This is a genomic window from Falsiroseomonas selenitidurans (assembly GCF_012103215.1).
Classification (GTDB): Bacteria; Pseudomonadota; Alphaproteobacteria; order Acetobacterales; family Acetobacteraceae; genus Falsiroseomonas; species Falsiroseomonas selenitidurans.
In genome coordinates this window covers 1-23,987 of sequence record NZ_JAAVNE010000033.1, presented here as the reverse complement: position 1 = coordinate 23,987, position 23,987 = coordinate 1, and the positions used below count along the sequence as shown (strand labels likewise).

Below are 23,987 nucleotides of genomic sequence, written 5' to 3'. Positions count from 1 at the left end.
TGCCTCAGGCCGCCAGGGCCTGCTTGTGGATGGACTTCACCGCCACCTGCGTCAGCTTCTTGTCGGCCGCCTTCTCCTCCTCCAGCGTCTGCTTCAGCAGGCTGGCGATCTCCGGCTTCTTCTGCGCCTCGGCCCAGGCCAGCAGCGTGCCGTAGCGCGCCATCTCGTAATGCTCGATGGCCTGGCCGCTGGCGACCAGCCCGGCGTCGCGCACGGCGGACGGCTCCGGCGCCTCCTCCAGCAATTCCTCGCATTCCTGGATCAGGCCCTGGATCGCCTCACAGGTCTGGCCGGCGGCGCGCTTGCCGAGGTGCTGGAACACCTCCTGCAGCCGCTCCACCTGGCCTTCCGTCTGGTCCTTGTGTTCCTTGAAGGCGGCCTTCAGCTCCTCGCTCTGCGCGGCGCGCGCCATCTTCGGCAGCGCCTTCAGGATCTGCCGCTCCGCGTAGTAAATGTCCTTGAGCGTCATCAGGAACAGGTCGTCCATCGTCTTCATCGTCGCTCTCCCGCCGGGGCGGCCGACATGCTTCGGCCCCGCCGCTGCAGGTGAACCGCGGGAAGGCGGCCGGGTTTCTGACGCAGGCCGAAGATTCCGCCATCGCGCCGGCAAGGAACCGCGGCATCGCTCGCCGGTTCAGGCTGCACATCGCACGGAAGGGCCGCATCATGCCCAACGAGACCCTGCAACCGCCGCAGCACCAGTCGCACCAACCCGGCTCCGAGGCCGCGATGGATCCGCGCCCGCGATCGCACATGGAGAATTGGCGTGCCGCCGGGAAGCTCGCCGGCCGCACCGCGCTGATCAGCGGCGGTGACAGCGGCATCGGCCGGGCGGTGGCCATTGGCTTCGCCCGGGAGGGCGCCGACGTCGTCATCCTGCACAAGAGCGAGGAGGCGGAGGATGCGGCGGAGACGGTCCGCCACATCGAGCAGGCGGGCCGCCGCGGCACCAGCTTGGCCGGTGACATCGGCGACGCCGCCTTCTGCCGGGACGCCGCGGCGCAGGCGGCGCGGGCGCTGGGCGGGCGCATCGACATCCTGGTGAACAACGCGGCGGAACAGCACCCCTGCCAGGACTTCGCCGAGATCCCGGAAGCGCAGGTGGAGCGCACCTTCCGCACCAACATCCTCGGCATGTTCTGGCTGACCAAGGCGGCGCTGGCCTACATGCCGGATGGCGCGTGCATCATCAACACCACCTCCATCACCGCCTATCGCGGCAGCGCGCCGCTGGTGGACTATGCCTCCACCAAGGGCGCCATCGTCGGCTTCACCCGCAGCCTGTCGCAGGCGCTGTGGAAGCAGCGCCGCATCCGGGTGAACGGCGTGGCGCCGGGGCCGATCTGGACGCCGCTCATCCCCGCCTCCTTCGACGAGGAGCGCACGGCGGAACACGGCGCCAGCAGCACCATGGGCCGCGCCGGCCAACCGGACGAAGTCGCGCCCGCCTACCTCTTCCTCGCCGCGGAGCAGGATAGCGCCTACATGACCGGCCAGATCCTGCACCCCAATGGCGGCACCGTGGTGAACGGGTGAAGGAGAAACCCCGCATGGCCGAACGCCCGAAGACCCGCCCGCCGATCCACCAGGGCAGCAGCGGCGCCGGCATTCCCGCCGGCACGGCGAAGGAAGGGGGCGCGGACAAGCGCCCGGATATCGGCGGCACGGAAGGCGGCAAGCGCATCCGCCACAAGACGGAGACGACGGAGACCGAGGCTCTGGCGCCCGAAGCCCGCGGCGGCGCCGGCGCTGGCCGGAAATGGGCCGGCGATTCCTGAGGCTACCGGCAGGCGCTCCAGCGCCCCATGTCGAAGTGAAAATGATCCCGGTGCGCGGCGTTGTAGTCCGGGCCGAGCACGGCGCCGAACCAGCGGCAGGCGCCGTCGCGCAGGGCGCGCAGGAAGTCCGCCTGCGCCGCCGGCCCATCCCAGTCCCGCAGCAGCGTCACCTGCCGCCCGTCCCGCAGGGTGAAGCCGGCGATGTCGATGGCGTTCGCCGTGGCGTGCTGGCTGCGCCGGCCGCTGGCCGCGTGGTTCACGTTGCGGCAGGCCCGCGTGCCCAAATGCCGCACGGCGGCGACCTCGCTGCCCAGGTGCCGCCGTGCCGCCGGCTGCATCACCTGGCGCTCGAACAGCAGCCAGCCCACGGCCAGCCGGCAGGTGGCGACCGGACCGGCGGGGGACAGCGCCGCGCCGCCGCGCAGCACCACTGCATCGCGCAGCGCGCAGCCCACCTCGGAAGGCTGGTCGGCCACCCGGCGCAGCGGCGGCCCGGCAGTGGCCAGCGCCGCGAAGCAGGCCTCCGGCCGCGACGCCAGACGGCGCAGCTTCCAAGGCGTGACGAGGTTGGTGGGGGCGGCCAGGTCCAGCGGCTGGCGCGGGTCCCAGGCCGGCGGCAGGTGACGCTCACCGAGCCAGCCAAGTCCGGCCAGCAGCGCCAGCGCCAGGATCCAAAGCAGCCGGCGCAAGGCTCAGGCGGGTACCGCGGTCATCGCCCGCATGTCGCCCCGGCGCGGCGCGGCACAAGCGCCGCGCCGGTCACGGCCCCGTCAGGCCGCAAGGCCGCCCAGGCTCAGCCGCCGATGGCCGCGCCGGCGCCCGCCACGCGCTGCGGCCCGGGCAGCCGGCCATCGCCGATCATCGCGAAGCCCGCCCAGTAGAAGGGATGGGCGAAGTCCGGCGCCAGGCTGGCCCCGGCTTCCTGGATCAGCACCAGCTGCGCATCGCGCAGCGCGGCAGCCGAATCGCGGGAGGCTTCCTGCTGGCGCATCATGTAGGCGACCGTGAAGGCCGCGGCGCGGTCATCCACCGGCCAATGCGTCACCAGCAGGCCGCGGGCGCCGGCGAAGAAGAAGGACCGCGCCAGGCCGGACAGCGCTTCGCCCGCCCCGCCGATCGCCCCGTCCACGCCGGTGGCCGGCCCCGCGGTGTTGCAGGCGGAGAGGATGACGAGGTCGGCATCCAGGCGCAGCGTCAGCACCTCGCTCGCCCGCAGCAGCGCCGCATCGGCATTGGCCGCGCCCGGCGGCGGCGACACCACCACGGAGGGCTCCTGCACGCAGCTCAGCTCCCCGGGCAGCAGCGCATGGGTGGCCAGGTGGATGATGCGGTGCTGGCCGAGATCGGCGCGGCGCAGCGCGGCGGCGGTGAAATCCGCGCCGAAGATGCTGGCCTCGCGGCCCTGGTTCAGGAAGCGCGCCGTCGCCTCCACCTCCGCCCGGGTGCCGGGCAGGCGGCCGAGCCCTTCGGCCAGCCGCGCATCCTCCGCACACCGATCGCCCGGGAAGCTGCGCGCCAGCTGCGCCGGGGTGGGCGGGTTGAAGTCGCCGAAGCCGATATAGGGGCGCGGCGCGGTGGAAGCCGGCGCGCCATTGCGCAGCGTCACCAGCGCCTGGGGGGAGGTGGCATGCACGATCGCCGCCTGGCGCAGCAGCCAGGGGGCGCTGCGCAGCGCGCCGGGCTCCGCCGGGCCGGTCAGCAGCACGCCGAAGGGGATGGACAGCAGCGGGCCATCCGGCACAACCACCAGCCGCTCCGCCCCAGCCAGGGCCGGGGCCACCGGCGCCAGCAGCCCCTGGTACAGGGCATGCGCCGCCGCCGTGTCGAAGTCACCGGCGCCGCCCTGGTCCATCGGCCGGCGGATTCGGGCCACCAGCGCCGCGGCGGCCGCCTCGCCCAGATCCAGCTTGCGCGCCTGCACGGCGCCGTCCGCCTGCACCGCCAGCACGAAGCCGAAGCGCGGGCCGAGCAGGATCTGCACCAGCACCTCCTTCGGCCGCAGCACGCGGGCCACGTCGTCCGGGCTGGCGGCGGTCAGCAGCAGCTGGCGATAGGCGGGGGCGGCGGCCGCGACCTCGCTCTCGGCCTCCTCCCGCGCCCGCTGCTGCGCGTCGATGCGTGCGTCCAGTTCCGCCAGCACGGTGGGGCCGGCGGCGCCGATGGCATCGCGTTCCGCGAACAGGGCGCGCAGTTCCCGCTCCGCATCCTGCAGGCGGCGCACCGCATCCGCCACGCGGCCATCGCCGCTCGCCGTCGCCAGCCGCGCCGCGGCCTGCGCCAGGAAGCGGCTGGTCTGGCCGCGCTGCGCATATTGCGCGGCGCCGAACATCTCGCGCTGCAGGGAAGCCGCGGCGGCGGGCTGGCGGGCCATCTGCGCGCCCAGCGCATCCAGGTAGGCCAGCACCTGGTCGGTCTCCAGCGCGATGCGCCGGCGGGCCAGGATCTCGGCGCCGCTGCGGAAAGCGGCCAGCGCCGCTTCCGTCTGGCCGGCCTCGGCACGGCGCTGGCCCAGCAGGAACAGCGTGCGGGCCTGCGCCCTTTCCCCCGGTGCGGCCAGCCCGAAGCGGTCCGCCGCCCGCGCCAGCAGATCGCTGGCGCCGCCGGGGTCGCGTGCCGCGTCGCGCACCGCGGCCTCGGTGCGGAGCGACCGCCCGCCCACCACATCCGGATCGTACTCCACCTGGCTCAGCAGGCCGCGGGCGCTGGTCAGCAGCGCCAGCGCCTGCGGGCCCGCGCCGGAGCGCGCCAGCACCGTGGCGCGGCCGCGCTGGGCCTCCGCCAACCCGACGATCGCGGTCTGCGCGATGGGGCTGGAAAGGCTCACCGCGCCAAAGGAGTCGTCGCGCGTGGCGGTGTTCAGCAGGCTGGGCGGCACATCGACCCGGTACAGTTGCTCCGCCCGCGTCAGCAGGCGCAGCGCCGCCTCATGCTGGCCCTGGTTCAGCGCGTGCAGGCCGCGGTAATGCGCCAGCCGCGCCGGCGCCGTGGGGTCGGAGGCCCGGGTCGCCAGGCCGTCGGCGCGCAGGAACAGCGCCTCCGCCTCCCGGAACCGCTGCTGGTTGGACAGGTTCAGCGCCAGGTGGACGACGGCGCCCACGGTGTTGGGATCCGCCGCGCCCAGCACGCGTTCCTGGATGGCGAGCGCGGCGCGATAGGCGTCTTCCGCCCGCACATGGTTCTCCGCCGCGTTCCATTGCTGGCCGAGGTTCATCGCCTGTTCGTAGTCGCGCACGTCGCCGGCCCCGAAGGCCCGCGCCGCCAGCCGCACCGTCTGCAGCTCCAGCGCCTCGGACTGCGCCGCGGCGGTGGGGCCGCCGGGGGCGATGCCGCGCGCCAGACGCTCGATCACCACCAGCGCGGTGGGAATGCCATCCGCCAGCACCGGGCCTTCCGCGCCCTGCGTCACCAGGGCGACATGCTGCCAGCCGCCCTGCCGGCGGGTGCAGGCCAGCACCAGCGCCCGGCTGCCATCGCCGAGCCGCGTGGCCTGGGGCGCGCCGCAGGCCAGGCGCTGGTCCAGCCAGCTGCGCCAGATGCCGCCCGCGGCGATGCGGTCGAGGGCGGCGTCATCGGTCGGGCCGATCAGCGCGAAGACCCGCGCGGCCGGCTGCGAATAGCCGCCGCAATAGGCCTCCGTTGCCTGTGAAACGGGATAGTCCAGCGCCACCGGCCGGCCATCCTGGCTGAGGCAGGCCTCGCCGCGGGAATCCGCGCCGGCCGGGCGGGCGGCGGCGGCGGAGGCAATGCCGCTGGAGGCGACATAGGCGTCCGGCGGCGGGCTGGTGCAGGCGGCGCCGAGCAGCAGCGCAAGCCAGGCGAGGCGGCGCACGACCATGGTCAGTAATCCTCCTCGGCGATATTCGGCAGCAGCACGTCGGGGTCGAGCCGCGGCCTGTCGCGGCGGATGTCGATGCGGGTATCCAGCGGCACGACAAACGGCTGCGCCAGCGAGGTGCCGGCACAGTTCACCGCGCCAATGACGCATTCATTGAAGCGGTAGCGGACCTCATCCGCCGCGGCCCGGGCGGTGGAACGGCCGAACTGCGCGGCGATGCCGGCCTCGACGCGGTTGAGCTGGCCGGACAGGCTGACCACGTTGTCGCCCGCCGCCCGCTCCGTGCCCGGCAGGCCATGCACACCAAGCCGCCCGGCCGTCAGCACGCCGCTGGCGGTGCCGCCATCGAGCATCAGTAATACCGGGCTGTCACCGGCATCCAGCAGCAGCGTCACCGTGCCGGCCGCGGCGGCACTGGCCGCGCCGCTGCCGCCATCATCCACGCCGAAGACCAGGGCGCCGACGGGCGTGTCGCTTGCCCGCACCTGCCAGGGCTGCTGCACCGCCTGCAGGCCCGGCCGGTCCGCCGTGGCGTCGGTCACGGCGCCGGGGGTGGCGCGGAATGCGGTGCCGCTGCGGCGGGTGTCGTAGATCACCAGCGGCAGCCGGGCGAGGTCGGTCTGCACCACCGCCACGTCACTGGTGGCAACGCTGCCGCCGGCAGCGAACAGGACGGAGGTGCCGGCGCGGATCTCGCTGGACACCACCACGACCCGTCCGTCCGAACGCCCGGCCTGGCCCACCACCAGCTCCAGCTGGTTGCCCTGCAGCGCCACGCCCTCCAGGCTCAGCGCCTGGGCCAGGGCGGTGGACTGGCCCGCGGCCAGCCGCACCACGCCCGGTGCGGTCACGCTGCTGCCGGGGTCGAGCCGCAGGAATCCATCGGCCTGGATCCGCGCATCGCCGCTTCCGGCCTGCACCGCCGCGTCCCGCAGCAGCAGGTTGCCGGTGGAGCGCAGGGTGTAGCCCTGCGTCGCGGTCTGCGGCCCGCTCACCACGGTTTCCGTGCCATCGGCCAGACCCTGGAGTTCGATGAGCGCGCGGCCGGCCGTCGCGCGGCTGGCCTGCATCTCCCGCACGATCAGGGCGTGGGTCGGGCTGGACGGGTCGCTGCTGAAGCGGCCGATGTCGATGGACCCGCCCTCGGCCCGCAGGATCGCCGCCTCGATGCGGCCGGCCGTGGCGCTGATGGCGCCCTTGCTCACCAACTCCACCGTGCCGGCGGCGGCGATGCGGCCGCCCCCCTGGGTGATGTCGCCCGCCGCGTTGAGGACGACATTGGCGGTGTCGCTGACCACGGTGCCGGCGGTGGAAACCGCGCCGCTGGTGGCGGTGAAGGCGACCGCCCCGGCGCCGCGCACCGAACCGCCGCTGGCCAGCGTGCCGGATTGCCCGGACAGGTCGACCGCGGCGCCGGTGGACTGGACGCTGCCGGCAATCGCCACCGCGCCGCCGGCGGCCGTCACCGCCACGGCGCCGCTGCCGCCGATGCTGCCGCCCGACTGCGTCACGCCCGACTGGCCGGAAACCGCGACGCCCGCGCCGCTGGATTGTACCGTGCCGGCGGTGCTGACCGCCCCGCCCGATGCCGTCAGCACGACGGCACCGCTGCCGGTGATGCTGCCGCCGGACTGGGTGACGCCCGCCTGGCCCGTGAGGCTGACGCCCGCATTGCTGGACTGCACCGTGCCCGCGGTGCTGACCGCGCCACCCGATGCCGTCAGCGCCACAGCCTCCGCCCCGGCGATGCTGCCGCCGGACTGCGTGACGCCGGACTGACTGGACAGCGCCACGCCGGCGCCGCTCGACTGCACGGTGCCGGCGGTGGTGACCGCGCCGCCGGCCGCTGCCAGCGACACCGCATCCACCGCCGCCACGCTGCCCCCCGCGGCCTGTGTCACGCCGGTCTGGCCGCTGAGCGCCACGCCCGCCGCCGTGCTGCGCAAGCTGGCATCGGCGACGACACCGCCGGTGCTGGAAACCAGTGCGACCGCGCCGGCGCCCTGGATGCTGCCGGCGCTCTGCGTCACGCCGGACGCGCCGGAAAGCGACACGCCGGCGCCGGTGCTCGCCACGCTGCCGGCCGTCGCCACCACGCCGCCTGAAGCCGTCAGCGCCACCGCGCCGCTGCCGGCAATGCTGCCGGCGCTCTGCGTCACGCCGGACGCGCCGGCAAGCGACACGCCGGCGCCGGTGCTCGCCACGCTGCCGGCCGTCGCCACCACACCGCCTGAAGCCGTCAGCGCCACCGCATCGGCGCCCTGGATGCTGCCCGCGCTCTGCGTCACGCCGGAGGCGCCGGCAAGCGACACGCCGGCGCCGGTGCTCGCCACGCTGCCGGCCGTCGCCACCACACCGCCCGAAGCCGTCAGCGCCACCGCATCGGCGGCGGTGACGATGCCGCTTGCCGCCTGACCCACCCCGGCCTGACCGCTGAGTGTGATTCCAGCGCCACTGCTGGTGACCGTCGCAGCGGCGTCGACACGGCCCGCGGAGGCCGTGAGCGCCACCGCACCGCTGCCGGCAATGCTGCCGGCGCTCTGCGTCACGCCCGTGCTGCCTGCCAGGGTCACGCCCGCGCCGCTGCTGCTCACGCTGCCCGCCGTCGCCACCGCGCCACCGGACGCCGTCAGCGCCACCGCGCCGCTGCCGGCAATGCTGCCGGCGCTCTGCGTCACGCCCGTGCTGCCCTCCAGGGCCACGCCCGCGCCGCTGCTGCTCACGCTGCCCGCCGTCGCCACCGCGCCGCCCGACGCCGTCAGCGCCACCGCATCGGCGGCGGTGATGATGCCCGTCGCCGCCTGGGCGACCCCGGATTGGCCGCTGAGGGCGACACCCGAGGTGGTGCTGCTGATGCTGGCATCGGCGGTGACACTGCCGGCGCTGGCGATGAGCGCCACCGCGCCACTGCCGGCAATGCTGCCGGCGCTTTGCGTCACGCCCGTGCTGCCTGCCAGCGTCACGCCCGCGCCGCTGGTCACGCTGCCCGCCGTCGCCACCGCGCCGGCCGAGGCGGTGAGTGCCACCGCGCCGCTGCCGGCGATGCTGCCGGCGCTCTGCGTCACGCCCGCGGCACCGGCCAGCGTCACCGTGCTGCCGGTGCTGAGGATCGTGCCCGTGCTGGCCAGCGTCGCATCCGCCGTCAGGGCCAGCGCGGCGCCGGCCTCCACCTGCGTCGCCGTCAGGCCGCCAGGTCGGGCGGAGCGGAAGGCCACGCCACCCGACGACGTGGCGGCAAAGCCCGCCACCTGGTTCGCCAGTTCCAGCGTGATCGCCCCTGCCGCCGCGCTGCCGTCGGCGCTTCGCACGTCCAGCGTATCGGCCGTGAGGATCGCGGCCTGGGTCACCGCGCCGTCGCTGCGCAGGTCCAGCGCGTTGGCCGCGCCCACATCCACCGCGCCGGACAGCGCCAGCGCCGCATCGCCGCGCAGCGCCGAATCCCCCGCCGCCGTCACGCCCGTCACCTCCAGCCCGGCCGCCAACGCCGAGCGGAAGGAAACGGCGGCGGACGAAACCGCCGCGAAGCGGCCCACCTGGTTCGCCAGGCCCAGCGTGACGGCGCCCGCCGCCGCGCCGGTGGCGCCGCGCACATCCAGCGTCTCCGCCGTGATGATCGCGGTCTGGGTCACCGCCCCATCGCTGCGCAGGTCCAGCCGGTTCGCCGCCCCCACATCCACCGCGCCGGACGGCGCCAGCGCCGTATCGCCGCGCAGCGTGGAATCCGCCGCCGCCGTCACCCCGGTCACGTCCAGGCCCGCCGCCAGCGCCGAGCGGAAGGAAACGCCCGCGGCGGAGGCGGCCGCGAAATGGCCCACCTCGTTTGCCAGGTCCAGCGTGATGGCCCCGGCCGCCGCGCTGCCGTCGGCGTTCCGCACATCCAGCGTATCCGCCGTGATGATCGCGGTCTGCGTCACCGCACCGTCACTGCGCAGGTCCAGCCGGTTCGCCGCCCCCACATCCACCACACCGGACAGCACCAGGGAGGGATCGCCGCGCAGCGTGGAATCCGCCGCCGCCGTCACCCCGGTCACGTCCAGCGCCAGGGTGGAACGGAAGCCGACGCCGGCCGAGGATGCGGCCGCGAAGCTGCCGACCGAATTCGCCAGCTCCAGCGCGATCGCCCCCGCCGCCGCGCCCGTCGCGCCACGCACATCCAGCGTGCCGGCGGTCAGCGCCGCGGTCTGTGTCACCGGGCCATCGGTGCGCAGGTCCAGCCGGCTGGCCGCCCCCACATCCACCGCACCGGACAGCACCAGGGAGGGATCGCCGCGCAGCGTGGAATCCGCCGCCGCCGTCACCCCCGTCACCTCCAGCGCCAGGGTCGAGCGGAAATTGACGCCCGCCGAGGAGTCGGCCGCGAAGCTGCCGACCTGGTTCGCCAGGTCCAGCGTCACCGCCCCGGCCGCCGCGCCGGTCGCGCCGCGCACATCCAGCGTGCCGGCGGTCAGGGCCGCGCCCTGCGTCACCGCACCGTCGCTGCGCAGGTCCAGCGTCGCCGCGCCGACCGCCGCCGCGCCGGTCAGCGCCAGGGACACGTCGCCCCGCAGGCGCGAATCCGTCACCGCCGTCAGCCCGGTCACCGAGAGCCCGCCGGCGCCCGCCGAGCGGAAATCCACCCCGGCCGAGGACACCGCGGCGAAACTGCCGATGTCGTTCGCCAGGTCCAGCGTCACCGCGTCGGCGGCGGCGCCGGTGGCGCCGCGCACCGCCAGCGTATCGGCCGTCAGCAGCGCCGTCTGCGTCACCACGCCATCGGCGCGCAGCAGCAGGTCCTCGGCCGCGCTCAGCGCCGCCTCCACCGCGATGGTGGCGCCGCGCAACTCCACCTGCTCCACGCCCTGCGCCGCCAGGTCCGCCGCGCCGGCCACGCGCACCGCGCTGGTGCCGGCGCCGTTCAGCAGCAGCGTGGCGGTATCGGCGGCGATCCGGCCGATGCTGTCACTGCCGACAACCAGCGTATCGGCCGGCGGCGCGCCGCTGTCGCCGCCAAGCTGGATGGCGCGCCCCGCGGTGCGTGGCCCGATTTCCAGCGTCCCGCCATCGGCGCCGAGGCCGGCGCGGAAGGCGCCGGTGCCGCTGGAGACCAGCGAATCCGTCACCAGCGTGACGCCGGCATCGGCACCGCTGCCGACCAGCGCCTGGATATCGAGCGCCCTGGCCGTCAGCGTCACCCCGTCCGAGCCGGTGACATCGCCGGTCACCGTCATGGTGCCCCCGGCGGTCAGAGCCGCCGTGCCGCCGGCCACCACGCCGGTGACGCCCAGCGCGCCCGCGGCATTGAAGGTGACATCGCCCGAGGAGGCCGCCGCGAAGCCGGTCACCAGATTGGCCAGGCCGAGCGTGATCGCCCCGGCTGTCGCCCCGCTGGCGCCGCGCACATCCAGCGCGCCGGCGGTGATGACCCCGGCCTGCGTCACCGCGCCGTCGCTGCGCAGGTCCAGCCCGTTGGCCGCCACATCCACCGCGCCCGACAGCGCCAGGGAGGTGTCGCCGCGCAGGGTCGAATCCGCCGCCGCCGTCATGCCCGTCACGGTCAGGCCGCCGGCGATGGCGGAGCGGAAGTCGACACCGGCGGAGGAGACCGCGATGAAGCTGCCAACCTGGTTGGCCAGCGCCAGCGTCACCGCGCCGGAGGCCGCACCGCTGGCGCCGGCGATGTCCAGCGTGGCGGCGGTGACGATCCCGGTCTGCGTCACCGCCCCATCGGCACGGAGCCGCGCCGTGGCGCCGGCCGTCAGGGCCGCATCCAGCGCGATGGCGGCGCTGCTCGTCAGGGTCGCGTCCGTGCCCGCGGCCACCGCGCCGGCCAGGGTGATGCCGGGCGCGCCCAGTGTCACCGCGCCGGCGGTGGCCGTCACCGGCCCCGCCGCCAGCGCCAGCGTGCCGCCGAAGGTGAAGTCCGTGGCCGCGCTGCCGCTGACCGCGCCCACCGCGTTCAGCGGGCTGGCAGTGGCCAGAAGCACCGATCCGGCGTTGGACGTTGCCGCCAGGCTGTTGGTCGTGAGCAGGCCCGCTGCCGTCTGCGTCACATCGTTCTGCGCCACCAGCGTCAGCCCCGTGGTGGCGCGCAGCGCGGCCTCCACGGCGATGCTGGCGCCACGCAGTTCCACCTGCTCCACGCCCAGCGCGTCGAAATCCAAGGCCGACACCGCGCGCAGTGCGGAGGTGGTGCCACCATTCACCAGCAGCCGCGCGGTGAGGGGGTCGATCACCGCCAGCACATCGTCGCCGATCGTCAGCGTGTCGGCCGGCGCACCGGCGCCGCCCAGCCGGATGTCGCGGCCGGTGCTGCGCGGACCGATGGCCAGCGTGCCGCCATTGCCCGCCGTGCCGGCCCGCAGCGCCGCACCGGCGGTCACCGTCAGCGTGTCCGTCACCAGCGTCACATCGGCATTGGCGCCGCTGCGCACCGGACCGGCGAGGCTGAGGGTCTCGGCGGTCAGCGTGACGCCGCCGGTGCCTTCCGCTGTGCCGGACAGGCTCAGGCCGGCATCGGCGGTCAGCGCCAGGCTGCCGCCCGCCGTCGCATTGGTCACCGTCAGCCCGCCCGCCGCGGCGGAGCGCAGGGTGAGGTCGCCATCCGCGAGCCCCTCGACGGTGCCGACCTGGTTCGCCAGGCCGAGCGCGACGGAGGCGGCGGCGGAGACGGTGGCGCCGCGCACATCCAGCGTGCCGGCGGTGAGGATGCCGGCCTGCGTCACCGCGCCGTCGCTGCGCAGGTCCAGCCGGTTGGCGGCGCCCACATCGATGGCACCGGTCAGGGCCAGGGCGTTATCGCCCTGCAGGGTGGAATCGCCCGCGGCGGTCACGCCCGTCACCGCCAGCCCGGCCGCCAGGGAGGAGCGGAACGCGACCCCGGCCGAGGCGGTGGCGGAGAAATTCGCCACCTGGTTCTGTTGGTCTAGCGCGATGGCGGCTGCGGCCGCGCCAGTCGCGCCGCGCACATCCACCAGGCTCGCGGTGATGATCCCGGCCTGGGTCACGCCGCCATCGCTGCGCAGGTCCAGCCGGTTCGCCGCCCCCACATCGACATCGCCGGACAGCGCCAACCGGGCATCGCCCTGCAGGGTGCTGTCCGCCGCCGCCGTCGCCCCGGTCACCGTCAGCCCGCCCGCCAGGGCGGAGCGGAAGCTGATGCCGGCGGAGGAGGCGGCGGCGAAACTCGCCACCTGGTTCGCCAGATCCAGCGTGATGGCGCCGGCTTCGGCGCCGGTGGCGCCGCGCACATCCAGCGTGCCGGCGGTGATGATGCCGGTCTGCGTCACCGCGCCGTCGCTGCGCAGGTTCAGCGTGGCCGCCGCATCCAGCGTCACCGGCGCATTCAGCGCGATGGCGCCGCCGGCGGTCAGCGTCAGGTCGCCGGCCGCCTTGTTGATGGCGGCGGAGACGGTGATGCCGTTCACCGCCTCCAGCGTCATGTTGGCGGCGAAGCCGTTGATGTCCGTGTTCAGCACGAACAGCGTGCCCCCGGCATCCGTATTGGCCTGGATCAGCGCGGCGCCGCCGGCCTGGTTCGCATCCTCCGGCCCCAGATCGCCGGCGTCGGGCTGCACGGCCACCACCTCGATCGCCAGCGGGTCGAACAGCAGGGTGCCGTTCGCCCCGGCGGGCGCGCGCAGATCCACCGTGCCGGCAATGGCCAGCGCCGCCTGGCCGGAGATCTCGATGAAGCCGCCATCGCCGCCCGCCGCGCCGCCGCGCGCGGACAGCGCGCCCTGCATCGCGGTTTCGGACAGGCTGTTGATGACAATGCTGCCGCCCTGCCCGGCCGCCGTCGCATCGGCGGTGAGGCTGGCGCCGGCGGCAATGCGCGTGGTGGCGGCCAGGGCGCCGTCACGCCCGCGCCCGGTGCTGCCCGCAAGGATGGTGCCGCCGCCGCCGGGGGCGGAGGCATCGAGCTTCGCCCCGGCCTCCAGCGCCACCAGCGTCTTGCCCTGCACCGCCACAAGCCCGCCGCGCACCGCGGCCCCGGTGCCCGCAGCCGCCACAATGCCGGCGACGGAGACGCGTTGCGTGGTCGCCCCGCCCAGCTGCACCGTGCCGCCGCCCGCGGCGCCGGAAGCGCTCAGCCGCGCCGGCTGCGCCACCACCACCGCACCGCCCGGCGCCGTGGCGGCGATCTGCCCGCCACGCCCGGCGCTGGCATCGGCGGAGATGTGGCCGGCATCGATCCGCGCCTCGCCGCCCACCGCGCGCAGCGCCACCTGGCCGCCGCCGCCGGCGGCATCGGTGCTGATGCGCCCGGTGTTGCGCAGCACCGTGTCCACCACGCCGCGCGCCGCTTCCGCCGTCAGCAGCACGGTGCCGCCCGCGGCCTCGATCAGGCCGGAATTGGTCACCAGCGCCACGCCGCCGCCCGGCGCCTGGCGTACCGCCTGCGTCACGTCCAGCGACACCAGCCCATCGCCGGCGAGGTCGAGTGTGAAGGTCTCGGCGCCGGCCAGCGCCACCCGGCCCAGCCGGGCCTGGATCACGCCGGCATTGGCGACGCCCGGCGCCACCAGCGTGGCCAGGCCGCGATCGGCCACGGTGATGCGACCGTGGTTCTCCACCCGGGCGCCGGGGCGCGGCGCACCGTCGAAGACCATGCGGCCGGCCATGAAGTTCTGCGTGGTGATGTTCGCCGCGCTGGCGATCAGGCTGCCGACATTCACCTGCGCGCCGGGCGCGAAGACCACGCCGGACTGGTTGACGATGGCGATGCCGCCATTGGCGGTGATGCGGCCCGCGATGAGCGAGGGATCCGGGCTGTTCACCCGGTTCAGCGTCCAGGCGGCCGACGAGGGCTGGTTGAAGCGCACCGCCTGGTTGGCGCCGACATCGAAGCCGCGCCAGTCGATCGCCGCGCGCTGGCTTGCCTGGTCGATGGTCGTGGTGGTCGCGGTCCGGCTGATGCTGGCGGCGCCCGCCACCACCTGGCCGCCGCTGGGCGCGGCATTCGGCGCCTGCGCCAGGGCGGGGGCAGCGGCCAGGACCGGCAGCAGGGCGCTGGTCGCCAGCAGGCGGGCGCGCATTTGCGGAACCAGGCGCGGCTTCGGGCTCGGGGTCATGGGATGCGCCCTCAGAAGCGGGTGAGCAGGCGGAAGAAGCCGGCGGTCTCGGAGAGCGGTTTCACGCTGCTGCCCGCGGCATCGACCTGCCGGGTCAGGCGTTGCACCGCCTCGATGTCGAGCTGGATCCCTTCGGCCAGGAAGAGCCGCACGCCACCGCCCCAGGATTCGACGGTGCGATCCGGGTCCGTGGTCAGGTTCTCGAAGGTCTGGCCGAAGTCGCGGAACAGGTAGAATTGCGCGCTGGGCTGGACCGTCGCGTCGCCCTCGCCGAGGCCGGGGATGCGGAAGGGCGCAGGCCGCACATCCAGCCGCAGCTCGCCGCTGGCGCCGAAGGCGGTATCCCCGGTGACCTGCCCGGCATAGAAGCCGCGGCCCAGCCGGTTGCCGCCGAACAGGAACTTCTCCGACAACGGCAGGACGTCGTCGCTGCGCTGGCCGCCGACCAGGCCGTAGACGCTGAACATCAGCCCCTCCGCCAGCATGGCGACCGGCTGGCTGCGGGAGAGTTCGGCGGTCCATTTGGTGAAGCCGAAATCGCTGCCGACGCGGCCCGGCGTGGCGGCGCTGTCGCTCGCGCCGAGCCAGTCGGTGCCCTGGTGCACGCGCAGATTGGCGGTGGTGACGGCGGCTTCGGGGGCGAAGGCCAGCAGCGAATCCAGCGACTGGCCCTCGAAGCCGAAGCGCAGGACGCGGCTCTGGTCCAGGCTCTGCCGCCGGCCGGGCGTGCCGACCTCCACCTCGCTGTCCAGCATGTCGAACTGCAGCGCGGTGTAGAGGTTCAGCGGCCGGGTGCGAATGATCGGGTAGCTCGCACCCACCCCCGCCAGCAGCGCCGTGCCGTCATAGCCCAGCTGCGCCAGGAAGGAGCCCGGCCGGGTCACGCCATAGCCGGCATAAAGCCGCATGCGCAGGCCGGAACCGCCGAGGAAGGCCTCGGCCGAGACCTGGCCCAGCGTCTGTTCGTAGTCCTGCGACTGGAACAGCAGCGCCTCCACCCGCTCCCCCATCGAGGTGAAGGAGTTGGCCCCGACGGCCAGCAGCCCCTGCAGCGGGCCGGTCAGCCGATAGCCGCGGTTGTCCACCGAAAGGTAACCCGACACGGCCCGGCGGGACACGCGCGCCACCAGTTCCAGCGCGCCGGAAGACCCGCCCTCCAGCGGCCGGACCACGCTGCGCACGATGACGCCCGGCACATCCCCGGCCAGCAGCAGGGCCCGTTCCAGTGCCGCAGTGCGCACCGGCCCGCTGCCGGCCAGCGGCGCCAGGAAGCGCAGCACCTGGGTGCCGGCCGGGCCGATGTCGCCATCCAGCTTCACCGATTCGATCCGGCCCTCGATGACCGAGAGCACCAGCACGCTGCCGCCCGCTTCCGGCACCAGGCCGGCAGAGGCGGTGACGAAGGGATAGCCCGCCTGGCCATAGGCGGAGATGGCGGCGATGCGCGCATCCTCGATGGCCGCCAGCGGCACCTCCTGCCCCACCAGCGGCGCCAGCAGGGCGCGCAGCGGGGCTTCGGGCAGGGCCTCGTTGCCGGTGATGCGCAGCCCGGTGATACGGACCCGCAGGGCGGCGCCCGGCCCTTCGGCGGGTTGCGGCAGCGCCGGGCGCAGCGAAGGGGCGAGCGCCGGCGGCGGCGTCGGGGCGACCCGCTCGATCTGACCGGGGCTCAGCGGCGGCGGGGCCGGCACCTGCGCCAGGGCGGGCATGGCGAGGACCGGCAGTAGCAGGGCGAACAACCTGGGTCGCAACATGCGTCGATACCACCCCTGGGAAAAGCCGCTTGGTCGTCGTTCTTGCCTATAACGTAACATTTGCGCACGAAGCGCAAGCCACGCATCCGCCGGCCGCAGGATGACGTTCTGGCGGAGGGTTGCGGGAGAGGCTGGCCGGGGGCGGCGGTCCGGACTAGGGTCCGCGCATGAGCACCGCACCCACCCCCGGCGCCGCGGCGACCGGCCTGCCCACCCTGTATCGCGCCGTGGAGGCGGTGACCGCGGAACGCCATCGCGCGCTGCGGCTGCGCCCGGCGCTGCGCCTGGCGGCGGCCACCCGTACCGGTGCCCTGCCGGTGGCGATGGAGGAAATGGCGCTGCTGGGCCGCCACCTGCCGCTGGTCTTCGCCGATGCCGCGCCGCATGTGCCGGTGGTGCTGCTGCGCCTGGCGGATGGCGATGCGCCGCGCGGCCTCGCCCCCGATGGCACCTGGCAGGCCGGCAGCTACGTGCCGGTGCATCTGCGGCGCTACCCCTTCCTGCTGGTCCCCTCCGGCACCGCGCCGGACCAGCTCGTGCTCTGCCTTGACCCGCAGGCGGAATGTCTGTCGAGCGAGGAGGGCGAACCGCTGTTCGACGCGGAGGGCAAGCCGACCCTGCTGCTGCAGCAGGCCTTCACCACCGCGCGCGACGCGGAAGCGGCCTTCCGCCGCACGGCGGAATTCTCCGCCACCCTCGGCCGGCTGGGCCTGCTGACACCGTCCACCGCCAAGGTGCCGCGCCCCGGCGGGCCGCTGCAGGTGACCGGCTTCCGCGCCGTGGACCGTGCGGCGCTGGGCCGGCTGGACGGCGCCGCGCTGGCGGCGCTGCGCGATGCCGGGCAGCTGGAGGCGATCTACGCCCATCTCGGCTCGATCCAGGGCTTTGCCGAGATGCCCTGAGCGCCTGGGGCTGGAGGCCGCGATTCCGCGCGGCGGCTCAGCCGTTCTCCAGCACCGCGCGGCCGGCGATCTCGAAGCGGTCCGCCGGCTGCACCAGGCGGGACAGCGTCATCGGTACGCCATCGGTGAAGGTGACGCGCCGGATCACCAGGCAGGGCTGGTTGCGCGGCACCGCCAGCAGCCGCGCCAGCGCCGCATCCGGCAGGATGGCGGTGATGGACTGCTCCATCTCCTTCGCCCGGCCGGTGCGGACCAGATGCGCGAAGGTGGTGCCGCGCGTGTAGTCCTGCGCCAGGTAGCCGTCGGAATAGCCGGGGCGCAGCCAGCGCGCCTCGTGCTGGATCGGCGCCGCGTCGCCCCGATGCAGAACGGCGCTGTGCGGCACCGCGGTGCCGGGCTTCAGCCCCAGCGCCGCGGCCGCTTCGGCCGGCGCCGGCAGCTCCGCCAGCGCCAGCACCTGGCTGCTCCATGCCATGCCGCGGGCGGTGATCTCCTCCGCGATGTCCTGGATGGTCATCAGGCCGAAGCGCGGCTTGGCGCGGGCAACGAAGGTGCCCACGCCCGGCACCTTGTCCAGCACCCCGTCCCGCGCCAGTTCCGCGAAGGCGCGGTTGATGGTGATGCGGGAAACGCCGAGCTGCGGCCCCAGCGCGTTCTCGGAGGGGATGCGCGTGCCCGGCGGCCAACTGCCGTCGCGGATGCGCTGCGTCACATGGGCCTTGACCACGGCATAGAGCGGCTTCGGCGCGGGCCCTGCCTCCCCTGCCGGCATCAGGCCGATTTGCGGTAGGCGAAGGCCTGGGCGAAGCGGCCGAGGATATGGTCGCCGCAGGTGGTGGGCTCATAGGCCGGCTGCGCCGCGCCCAGCGCCCGCGGGTCGATCGGCGCGGCGAAATCGGGGTCGTAGAAGGTGGCGATGGACATGCGCTCATGCCCCGAACGGTTGACCACGCGGTGCGGCGTGCTGGCGAAGCGGTTGTTGGACCAGCGGCCCAGCAGGTCGCCCACATTCACCACCAGCGTCCCGGGGAGGGGCGGCGCCGGGATCCAGGCGCCGGACTGCCTCTCCCGCACCTCCAGCCCGCCGCTGTCATCCTGCCACAGCAGGGTGATGCAGCCGAAATCGGTGTGCGGGGCGACGCCGAAGCCTTCCGTGTCGTCGGCCGGCTGCGGCGGGTAGAAGATCGCCTGGGTGCGTTGCAGCGGCAGGCCGTAGAAGGGGTCGAAGAATCCCGCGGGCAGGTCCAGGCTGATGGCGACGGCGCGCAGCAGCCGCGCGCCGCAGGCGCCGATGGCGGCGAAATACGCCTCCATCGCCGGGCGCAACTCCGGCACCGCCGCCGGCCACTGGTTCGGGCCGCGCAGCTTCTCCCCGGCCAGGACCAAGGGATGATCCTCCGGCAGGTCGAGCCCGATGGAGAAGAATTCCTTCAGATCGGGCTTGGTGGCGCCTTCCATCACCGCGCCGCCGGCCCGGTGCCAGCCGCGATGCACCAGATTGGCCCGCGTCTCGACCTTCACCGCCTCCGGCAGCAGGAAGAACCGCCGGCTGGCGGCGACGGCCGCGGCGATGACCGCCTCCGGCACGCCGTGGTTGCGGATGTAGAAGAAGCCAGGGCCTGTGCAGGCGGCGCGGATCTCTGCCGCAACCCTGTGCAGATCGGCGCCACCGCCGCGATCCGCGAGGTCGATCACCGGAAGTCCCTGTTGGACGGCGCCGTCGGGCATGGTGAGATGTTCCGATCGATCCGGGCTTGATCACCCGGGCAGGCCAAGCCTACGGTCATGACCTGTCATGTCAACCTTCGCGTGCCGATCCGGCTGTTGCCCGGGGGCCCAGCGTGGGCGCAGGGCACGGGGAAGGGCCGGCGCGGCCGGAACGTATCACGCAGGCCGCCAAGGCCGAGGAGAGCATGATGACCAAGCTGCTGATCACGCGGCGCAGCGCCGCCCTGGCCGCCGTCGCGGCGCTGGCCGCGCCCTCTCTCGCGCGCGCCGACAACCTGGCCAAGGCGCGCGCGGCCGGCGAGCTGCTGATCGCGACGGAGCTGCACTTCGCCCCCTTCGACTTCACCGAGGGCGGCCGCCAGGTGGGCATGAACAGCGAGCTGTTCGCGGAAGTGGGCAAGGCGCTGAACCTGCGCATCCGCTTCCAGGACCTGCCCTGGCCCGGCGTGCTGCCCGGGCTGGAGGCCGGCCGCTATGACCTGGTCGCCGGCCCCGCCACCATCACCCGCGCGCGCATGGAACGCTACCGCTTCTGCGCCCCGATCGCGGACGCCACCGTGGCGCTGCTGAAGCGCGCCAGCGATGCCAGCATCACCAAGCCCGAGGACATCAACGGCAAGACGGTGGGCTGCGCCCAGGCCACCGCGCAGCTGGCGCAGCTGCAGAACTTCGTGCGCGACAAGGGCCTGAACGTGCAGATCCGCGAATACCAGTCCTTCAGCGAGACCTATGCGGACCTCGCAGCCGGGCGCATCGTCGCGGTGGCCAATTCGCTGCCCAACATCGCCTATGTGGCGCAGCAGCGCCGGGTCTTCGCGGTGGTGCAGCCGCCCTTCGGCGCCAAGGTGTATTTCGGCTATCTCGGCCGGAAGGACGCCGAAAGTGCGCCGCTGCTGGATGCGGTGGATGGCGTGATCGACGCGATGCGCGGCGATGGCCGCCTGGCGGCGCTGCAGACCAAGTGGTTCGGCCAGGCCTTCGAGGTGCCGGCCCGCATCACCCAGGCCAATGCCTGATCCGGACCGGCGGCGGGGCCGCCTGAAGCGGACCGCAGCCGGGGCATGAGCTGGGATTTCCTGGTCGAGGCGGCGCCCTCCATGGCGTGGGCGACGCTGGCGACGGTGTGGATCTCGCTGGCCGCCGTCGCCGTCGGACTGGCCCTCGGCGTGCCGCTGGCGGTGGCGGCGGACCGCCCCTGGGCGCGGCTCTATGTCAGCTTCTTCCGCGGCGTGCCGCTGCTGATCCAGCTGCTGCTGGCCTATTACGCGCTGCCCTTCGCCGGCATCGACCTGCCGCCGCTGGTCGCCGCCGTGGGCACGCTGGGCCTGTGCTGCGCCGCCTACATGGCGGAGATCCTGCGCGGCGGCTTCGCCCTGGTGCCGCCGGGGGGCGTGGAGGCGGCGCGGCTGCTGGGGCTGACGCGGCTGCAGATCCTGCTGCGCATCCGCCTGCCAATCTCGGCCCAGGCGATGCGGCCGGCCCTGATCAGCGAGGCCATCATGATCGTCAAGGCCTCCTCCCTCATCTCCGTCGTCGGCGTGCTGGAGCTGACGCGCAGCGCCCAGGCGCTGGCCTCCTCCACCTTCGAGCCGCTGCCCGCCTATGCGCTGTGCGGCGCCATCTATCTCGGCCTGAACCTGCTGCTGATGCTGCTGGCCCGCGGCCGCCAGCCGGGGCGGCCGGCATGATCCAGGCGATCGCCGACAGCCTGGCCGCCGCGGCGCTGGGCCTGCCGCTGACGCTGGCGATCTGGCTGGCCGGCGTCGGCACCGGGCTGGCCGCCGGCTTCGTCATCGGCGCCGTGCGCTTCTTCGCCCCCGCGGCACTGACCTGGCCGCTGGCCACGGCGGTGGAGGCGGTGCGCGGCACGCCCTTCCTGGTGCAATGCTTCCTGCTGTATTTCGGCGGCCCCTTCATCGGCATCGATCTCTCCCCCATCCTCGCCGGCTGGGTGGCGCTGTCGGTCTACGGCGCGGCCTATTTCAGCGAGGTGTTCCGCGCCGGCTTCATGGCGGTGCCGCCAGGGCAGCTGGAGGCGGCGCGGCTGCTCGGCCTGTCCCGGCCGCAGGCGGTGCTGCGCATCATGCTGCCGATGATGGCGCTGGCGGTGCTGCCCTCGCTGGTCAACCTTGCCGTCATCCTCATCAAGGAAACCGCCGTGCTCTCGATCATCACGGTGCCGGAGCTGACCTTCCGCGTGCAGGGCGTGGGCTCCGCCACCTTCGCCTTCGCCGAGACCACGCTGGTGCTGGCCCTGGTCTACTGGGCGCTGGTGGAGGCCACCGCCTGGGCCTCGCGCCACGCGGAACGCCGCATCGCCCGGGCGCTCGCGGCATGAGCGCGCCGGTGATGGCCCCGATGCTGGCCGTGCGCGCGCTGGAACGGCGCGTGGGCGACGTGGAGATCCTGCGCCGCATCGACCTCGACGTGATGCCGGGCGAGGCGATCGGCGTGATCGGGCCGAGCGGGTCCGGCAAATCCTCGCTGCTGCGCTGCATCGCCGGGCTCGACCCGATCTCCGGCGGCACGGTGCTGGTGGAAGGGCGGGTGGCGCGGCCGGGGGATGGCGCCATCGGCATGGTCTTCCAGCAGTTCAACCTGTGGCCGCATCTGACGGCGCGGGAGAATGTGGCCCTGGCGCTGCGGCTGGTGCGGAAGATGCCGGCGGCCGCGGCGCAGGCGAAGGCGGAAGCCGCGCTGGCCCGCGTCGGCCTGGCGGCGCTGGCCGGGCGCAAACCGGCGGCCTTGTCCGGCGGCCAGCAGCAGCGCGTGGCGATCGCCCGCACCCTGGCCATGGAACCGCGCGTGCTGCTGTTCGACGAGCCCACCGCGGCGCTGGACCCGGAGCTGACGACCGAGGTGCTGGACGTGATCCGCGACCTGGCCCAGGCCGGCACCACCATGCTGGTGGTGAGCCACGAAATGGGTTTCATCGCCCGCCTGTCGACGCGCGTGGTGTTCCTCGACCACGGGGTCGTGGTGCAGGCGGCACCGCCGGCGGAATTGTTCGGCACCCAGGCCGAACCGCGCGTGCGCGGCTTCCTGCAGACCTACCTCGACCGCGTCGCCTGGGCGCGGGACGCCTGAAACGCGAAACGCGCGCCCGGCGATGCCGGACGCGCGTTCCCCTTGGACCCGCGGCGCCATCAGACCTGACGGCGCCGCGGCGCAGTCAGACCTTGCGGCGCGCGCGGTGCAGTCAGACCTTGCGGCGCGCGCGGCGCAGTCAGACCTTGCGGCGCGCGCGGCGCACCAGGCCCATGCCCAGCAGCGCGGTGCCGAACAGCGCCAGCGAGGCCGGCTCCGGCACCGCGGTGACGGTGGCGGAGAAGGTCACGTTCTGCGCCAGGCCGTTCTGCGTGGAGAAGGCCAGCGTGCCGATGGTGTCGTCATAGCCGGTGAGCGAGGCGGTGCCGGTGCCGACGATGTTCAGCGTGCCCGGGGAGCCGGCAACCTCGGTGACCGTCGCGCCATCGTCCAGCGAGAAGCTGGTGGTCAGCAGGTTGTTGGTGATGGTGAACAGCAGGCCGCCATTCACCGTCGGCGCGTAGGTGATGGTCTGCAGTTCGACGCACTCGAAGCAGGTGCCGAGTGCGGCGAAGTCGCCGGTGCTGACCAGCAGCGAGCCCTCGGAGGGGAAGGTGATCTGGGTTTCGGAAACGCTGTTCACGCCGGTGATCGACAGCGTGCTGCCAGCACCGATCGGACCAGCCATGGCCGGCGCGGCCATCGCGGCGATGGCGAGTGCGGCAACGGCGCCGAGGAGAGCCTTCTTCATATCATCTATCCCTACTGCGATCCGCCGAACATCGACCGATCCGGGACAGGACACTGCAAACCCCGGGCCAACTCCCCAGTACTCTGATTACAAACAATAAAATAGGGATTCGCAGTGGTTGCAACACCGCTTGCGTAAAGCGGCCCGACGCAGCATATCGGCAATGAAACCCCGATATGGCCGAGCAACGCTGTAGACTGTGGAGCTAAACCTATCGTCCACCGGGACGTCAACAAAGAATTGGACGTCGGAACCTTTGGTGAATCGCACTGTTGGCGGCGCGATTCATTGTGCGCAGCAAGGCTGAAGCAGACCGCACGGCAATGGCTGCGATGCCGCCCGGTGGCGCGCCCGGTCCACGCAAACGGGCCGGACCTTGCCGGTCCGACCCGTGGCAGACGCGGCGATAGCCGGGGGGTTATACCAGCCGCACGAAGGTTTCACCTTCGTGTCCCTCAGGCGCCGCGCGCCGCGCATCCGCGCGGCTTGGCTTCGCGGCACTTGCCGCGGCGCCCATGCGGCCGCTCGGTCCTTCGGGCCGCAGGTCGGGAGTTCGCGCGTGGGGTTAGAGCCGTTTCACCGCAAGCGAAGACGGTGAAACGGCTCCAGCCTATTGTTTCGACGCATTTTCCGAGTCGCCTTGCGAAGCCGCAAGGCTTGAAGATGCACTAGCGGGTGCGGGACAGGGAAGCGGCCTGCCGGGCCAGCCCATCCTGCTGCGCCAGCAGCAGGCCGGCGACCAGGCCGCGCAGGCTGCCCGGGCGGGTGGAGGCGGCTTCATCCGGTCGGATCTCCACCACCGCCAGCACCGGCGCCGGGCCGCCGCCGCGAAGGGCGGAGGCCGCCTGGGCCAGGCGCGCCCGCAACCCGTCGCCAGCCGGCACGCCGTCGCGCCAGGCGCCCACCGCCACCAGGGCCCTGCGCCCGGCTTCCCGGCGCACCTGCCACGCCATGCCCGGCCCATTGACCTGGAAGGTCAGCGCCTCGTCATCGCCGGTGCCGGCGGCGCTGCGCCGCGCCGCGGCCACCGCGGCCCAGTTGCTCGCCGGGTCGAAGCGCAGAAGGCGGGCGGCGACCCGCGTGCCGCCGCAGGCCAGACCGCCTTCCGCCATCGCCACGCAGCCTTCCGGCACCGCCAGCGCCGCCGCCACCGGTCGCGGCG

The 23,987-nt window shown here is 73.9% G+C and carries 16 protein-coding genes; 7 read left to right on the top strand and 9 right to left on the bottom strand.

Annotated features, from left to right (window positions below; all coding sequences use genetic code 11):
* Positions 1 to 4: 4 nt before the first annotated feature.
* Positions 5 to 496, bottom strand: a complete 492-nt coding sequence (locus HEQ75_RS18410) for a YciE/YciF ferroxidase family protein (RefSeq protein WP_168033388.1) — start codon at positions 494 to 496, stop codon at positions 5 to 7.
* Between the two features lie 170 nt (positions 497 to 666).
* On the opposite strand from HEQ75_RS18410, the gene HEQ75_RS18405 reads away from it, so the two are divergent.
* Together HEQ75_RS18405 and HEQ75_RS18400 are read left to right on the top strand one after the other, a co-directional pair.
* The gene (locus HEQ75_RS18405) at positions 667 to 1,536 is read left to right on the top strand and encodes an SDR family oxidoreductase (RefSeq protein WP_168033386.1); all 870 of its coding nucleotides are present in this window, start codon (positions 667 to 669) and stop codon (positions 1,534 to 1,536) included.
* A 14-nt stretch (positions 1,537 to 1,550) separates the two neighbouring features.
* Positions 1,551 to 1,778 (top strand): hypothetical protein, encoded by a 228-nt coding sequence (locus tag HEQ75_RS18400; RefSeq protein ID WP_168033384.1) that lies wholly within the window; start codon positions 1,551 to 1,553, stop codon positions 1,776 to 1,778.
* Between the two features lie 2 nt (positions 1,779 to 1,780).
* Here HEQ75_RS18400 and HEQ75_RS18395 read toward each other — a convergent pair whose 3' ends face one another.
* The 4 genes from HEQ75_RS18395 to HEQ75_RS18380 all read right to left on the bottom strand — a co-directional run bounded on the left by HEQ75_RS18395 (position 1,781) and on the right by HEQ75_RS18380 (position 16,417).
* Entirely contained in the window at positions 1,781 to 2,467 is a 687-nt protein-coding gene (locus HEQ75_RS18395) for an extensin-like domain-containing protein (RefSeq protein ID WP_168033382.1), read from the bottom strand.
* Positions 2,468 to 2,571: 104 nt separating this feature from the next.
* Complete coding sequence (locus tag HEQ75_RS18390; protein ID WP_168033380.1) at positions 2,572 to 5,613, bottom strand: CHAT domain-containing protein; 3,042 nt, start codon at positions 5,611 to 5,613, stop codon at positions 2,572 to 2,574.
* 2 nt (positions 5,614 to 5,615) lie between these two features.
* The gene (locus HEQ75_RS18385) at positions 5,616 to 14,627 is read right to left on the bottom strand and encodes a two-partner secretion domain-containing protein (RefSeq protein WP_168033378.1); all 9,012 of its coding nucleotides are present in this window, start codon (positions 14,625 to 14,627) and stop codon (positions 5,616 to 5,618) included.
* Between the two features lie 47 nt (positions 14,628 to 14,674).
* The gene (locus tag HEQ75_RS18380; RefSeq protein WP_168033376.1) at positions 14,675 to 16,417 is read right to left on the bottom strand and encodes a ShlB/FhaC/HecB family hemolysin secretion/activation protein; all 1,743 of its coding nucleotides are present in this window, start codon (positions 16,415 to 16,417) and stop codon (positions 14,675 to 14,677) included.
* A gap of 167 nt (positions 16,418 to 16,584) precedes the next feature.
* Here HEQ75_RS18380 and HEQ75_RS18375 point away from each other — a divergent pair, with 167 nt between their 5' ends.
* Complete coding sequence (locus tag HEQ75_RS18375) at positions 16,585 to 17,319, top strand: SapC family protein (RefSeq protein WP_168033374.1); 735 nt, start codon at positions 16,585 to 16,587, stop codon at positions 17,317 to 17,319.
* Between the two features lie 37 nt (positions 17,320 to 17,356).
* On the opposite strand, the gene HEQ75_RS18370 is transcribed toward HEQ75_RS18375, so the two are convergent.
* The gene (locus tag HEQ75_RS18370) at positions 17,357 to 18,091 is read right to left on the bottom strand and encodes a UTRA domain-containing protein (RefSeq protein ID WP_168033372.1); all 735 of its coding nucleotides are present in this window, start codon (positions 18,089 to 18,091) and stop codon (positions 17,357 to 17,359) included.
* Positions 18,091 to 19,047, bottom strand: coding sequence for an isopenicillin N synthase family dioxygenase (locus tag HEQ75_RS18365; protein ID WP_168033370.1), 957 nt, complete (start codon positions 19,045 to 19,047; stop codon positions 18,091 to 18,093). Before HEQ75_RS18365 ends, HEQ75_RS18370 begins: the two co-directional genes overlap by 1 nt.
* 188 nt (positions 19,048 to 19,235) lie before the next feature.
* On the opposite strand from HEQ75_RS18365, the gene HEQ75_RS18360 reads away from it, so the two are divergent.
* From HEQ75_RS18360 to HEQ75_RS18345, 4 genes are read left to right on the top strand one after another with little or no spacing between them, the layout of a single operon-like run.
* Positions 19,236 to 20,063 (top strand): transporter substrate-binding domain-containing protein, encoded by an 828-nt coding sequence (locus HEQ75_RS18360; protein WP_168033368.1) that lies wholly within the window; start codon positions 19,236 to 19,238, stop codon positions 20,061 to 20,063.
* 45 nt (positions 20,064 to 20,108) lie between these two features.
* Positions 20,109 to 20,735 (top strand): amino acid ABC transporter permease, encoded by a 627-nt coding sequence (locus HEQ75_RS18355; RefSeq protein ID WP_168033366.1) that lies wholly within the window; start codon positions 20,109 to 20,111, stop codon positions 20,733 to 20,735.
* On the top strand, positions 20,732 to 21,385 hold the full coding sequence (locus tag HEQ75_RS18350) for an amino acid ABC transporter permease (protein WP_168033364.1): 654 nt from the start codon (positions 20,732 to 20,734) through the stop codon (positions 21,383 to 21,385). Before HEQ75_RS18355 ends, HEQ75_RS18350 begins: the two co-directional genes overlap by 4 nt.
* Positions 21,382 to 22,134, top strand: a complete 753-nt coding sequence (locus tag HEQ75_RS18345) for an amino acid ABC transporter ATP-binding protein (protein ID WP_235961918.1) — start codon at positions 21,382 to 21,384, stop codon at positions 22,132 to 22,134. Before HEQ75_RS18350 ends, HEQ75_RS18345 begins: the two co-directional genes overlap by 4 nt.
* A gap of 139 nt (positions 22,135 to 22,273) precedes the next feature.
* Here the strand turns inward: HEQ75_RS18345 and HEQ75_RS18340 are convergent, their stop codons facing one another.
* Positions 22,274 to 22,825: a PEP-CTERM sorting domain-containing protein gene (locus HEQ75_RS18340; protein ID WP_168033362.1), complete on the bottom strand. Its 552-nt coding sequence runs from the start codon at positions 22,823 to 22,825 to the stop codon at positions 22,274 to 22,276.
* Between the two features lie 668 nt (positions 22,826 to 23,493).
* Positions 23,494 to 23,987 (bottom strand): hypothetical protein (locus HEQ75_RS18335; protein WP_168033360.1); only part of this gene is annotated, 494 nt, incomplete at its 5' end.

Bases quoted from the DNA above. Each gene is read 5' to 3' on its own strand.
- HEQ75_RS18390 (WP_168033380.1), bottom strand. From the start codon at position 5,613: ATGGTCGTGCGCCGCCTCGCCTGGCTTGCGCTGCTGCTCGGCGCCGCC.
- HEQ75_RS18370 (WP_168033372.1), bottom strand. From the start codon at position 18,091: ATGCCGGCAGGGGAGGCAGGGCCCGCGCCGAAGCCGCTCTATGCCGTG.
- HEQ75_RS18355 (WP_168033366.1), top strand. From the start codon at position 20,109: ATGAGCTGGGATTTCCTGGTCGAGGCGGCGCCCTCCATGGCGTGGGCG.
- HEQ75_RS18385 (WP_168033378.1), bottom strand. From the start codon at position 14,627: ATGCGCGCCCGCCTGCTGGCGACCAGCGCCCTGCTGCCGGTCCTGGCC.
- HEQ75_RS18360 (WP_168033368.1), top strand. From the start codon at position 19,236: ATGACCAAGCTGCTGATCACGCGGCGCAGCGCCGCCCTGGCCGCCGTC.
- HEQ75_RS18340 (WP_168033362.1), bottom strand. From the start codon at position 22,825: ATGAAGAAGGCTCTCCTCGGCGCCGTTGCCGCACTCGCCATCGCCGCG.
- HEQ75_RS18375 (WP_168033374.1), top strand. From the start codon at position 16,585: ATGAGCACCGCACCCACCCCCGGCGCCGCGGCGACCGGCCTGCCCACC.
- HEQ75_RS18400 (WP_168033384.1), top strand. From the start codon at position 1,551: ATGGCCGAACGCCCGAAGACCCGCCCGCCGATCCACCAGGGCAGCAGC.
- HEQ75_RS18350 (WP_168033364.1), top strand. From the start codon at position 20,732: ATGATCCAGGCGATCGCCGACAGCCTGGCCGCCGCGGCGCTGGGCCTG.
- HEQ75_RS18380 (WP_168033376.1), bottom strand. From the start codon at position 16,417: ATGTTGCGACCCAGGTTGTTCGCCCTGCTACTGCCGGTCCTCGCCATG.
- HEQ75_RS18405 (WP_168033386.1), top strand. From the start codon at position 667: ATGCCCAACGAGACCCTGCAACCGCCGCAGCACCAGTCGCACCAACCC.
- HEQ75_RS18410 (WP_168033388.1), bottom strand. From the start codon at position 496: ATGAAGACGATGGACGACCTGTTCCTGATGACGCTCAAGGACATTTAC.
- HEQ75_RS18365 (WP_168033370.1), bottom strand. From the start codon at position 19,047: ATGCCCGACGGCGCCGTCCAACAGGGACTTCCGGTGATCGACCTCGCG.
- HEQ75_RS18345 (WP_235961918.1), top strand. From the start codon at position 21,382: ATGAGCGCGCCGGTGATGGCCCCGATGCTGGCCGTGCGCGCGCTGGAA.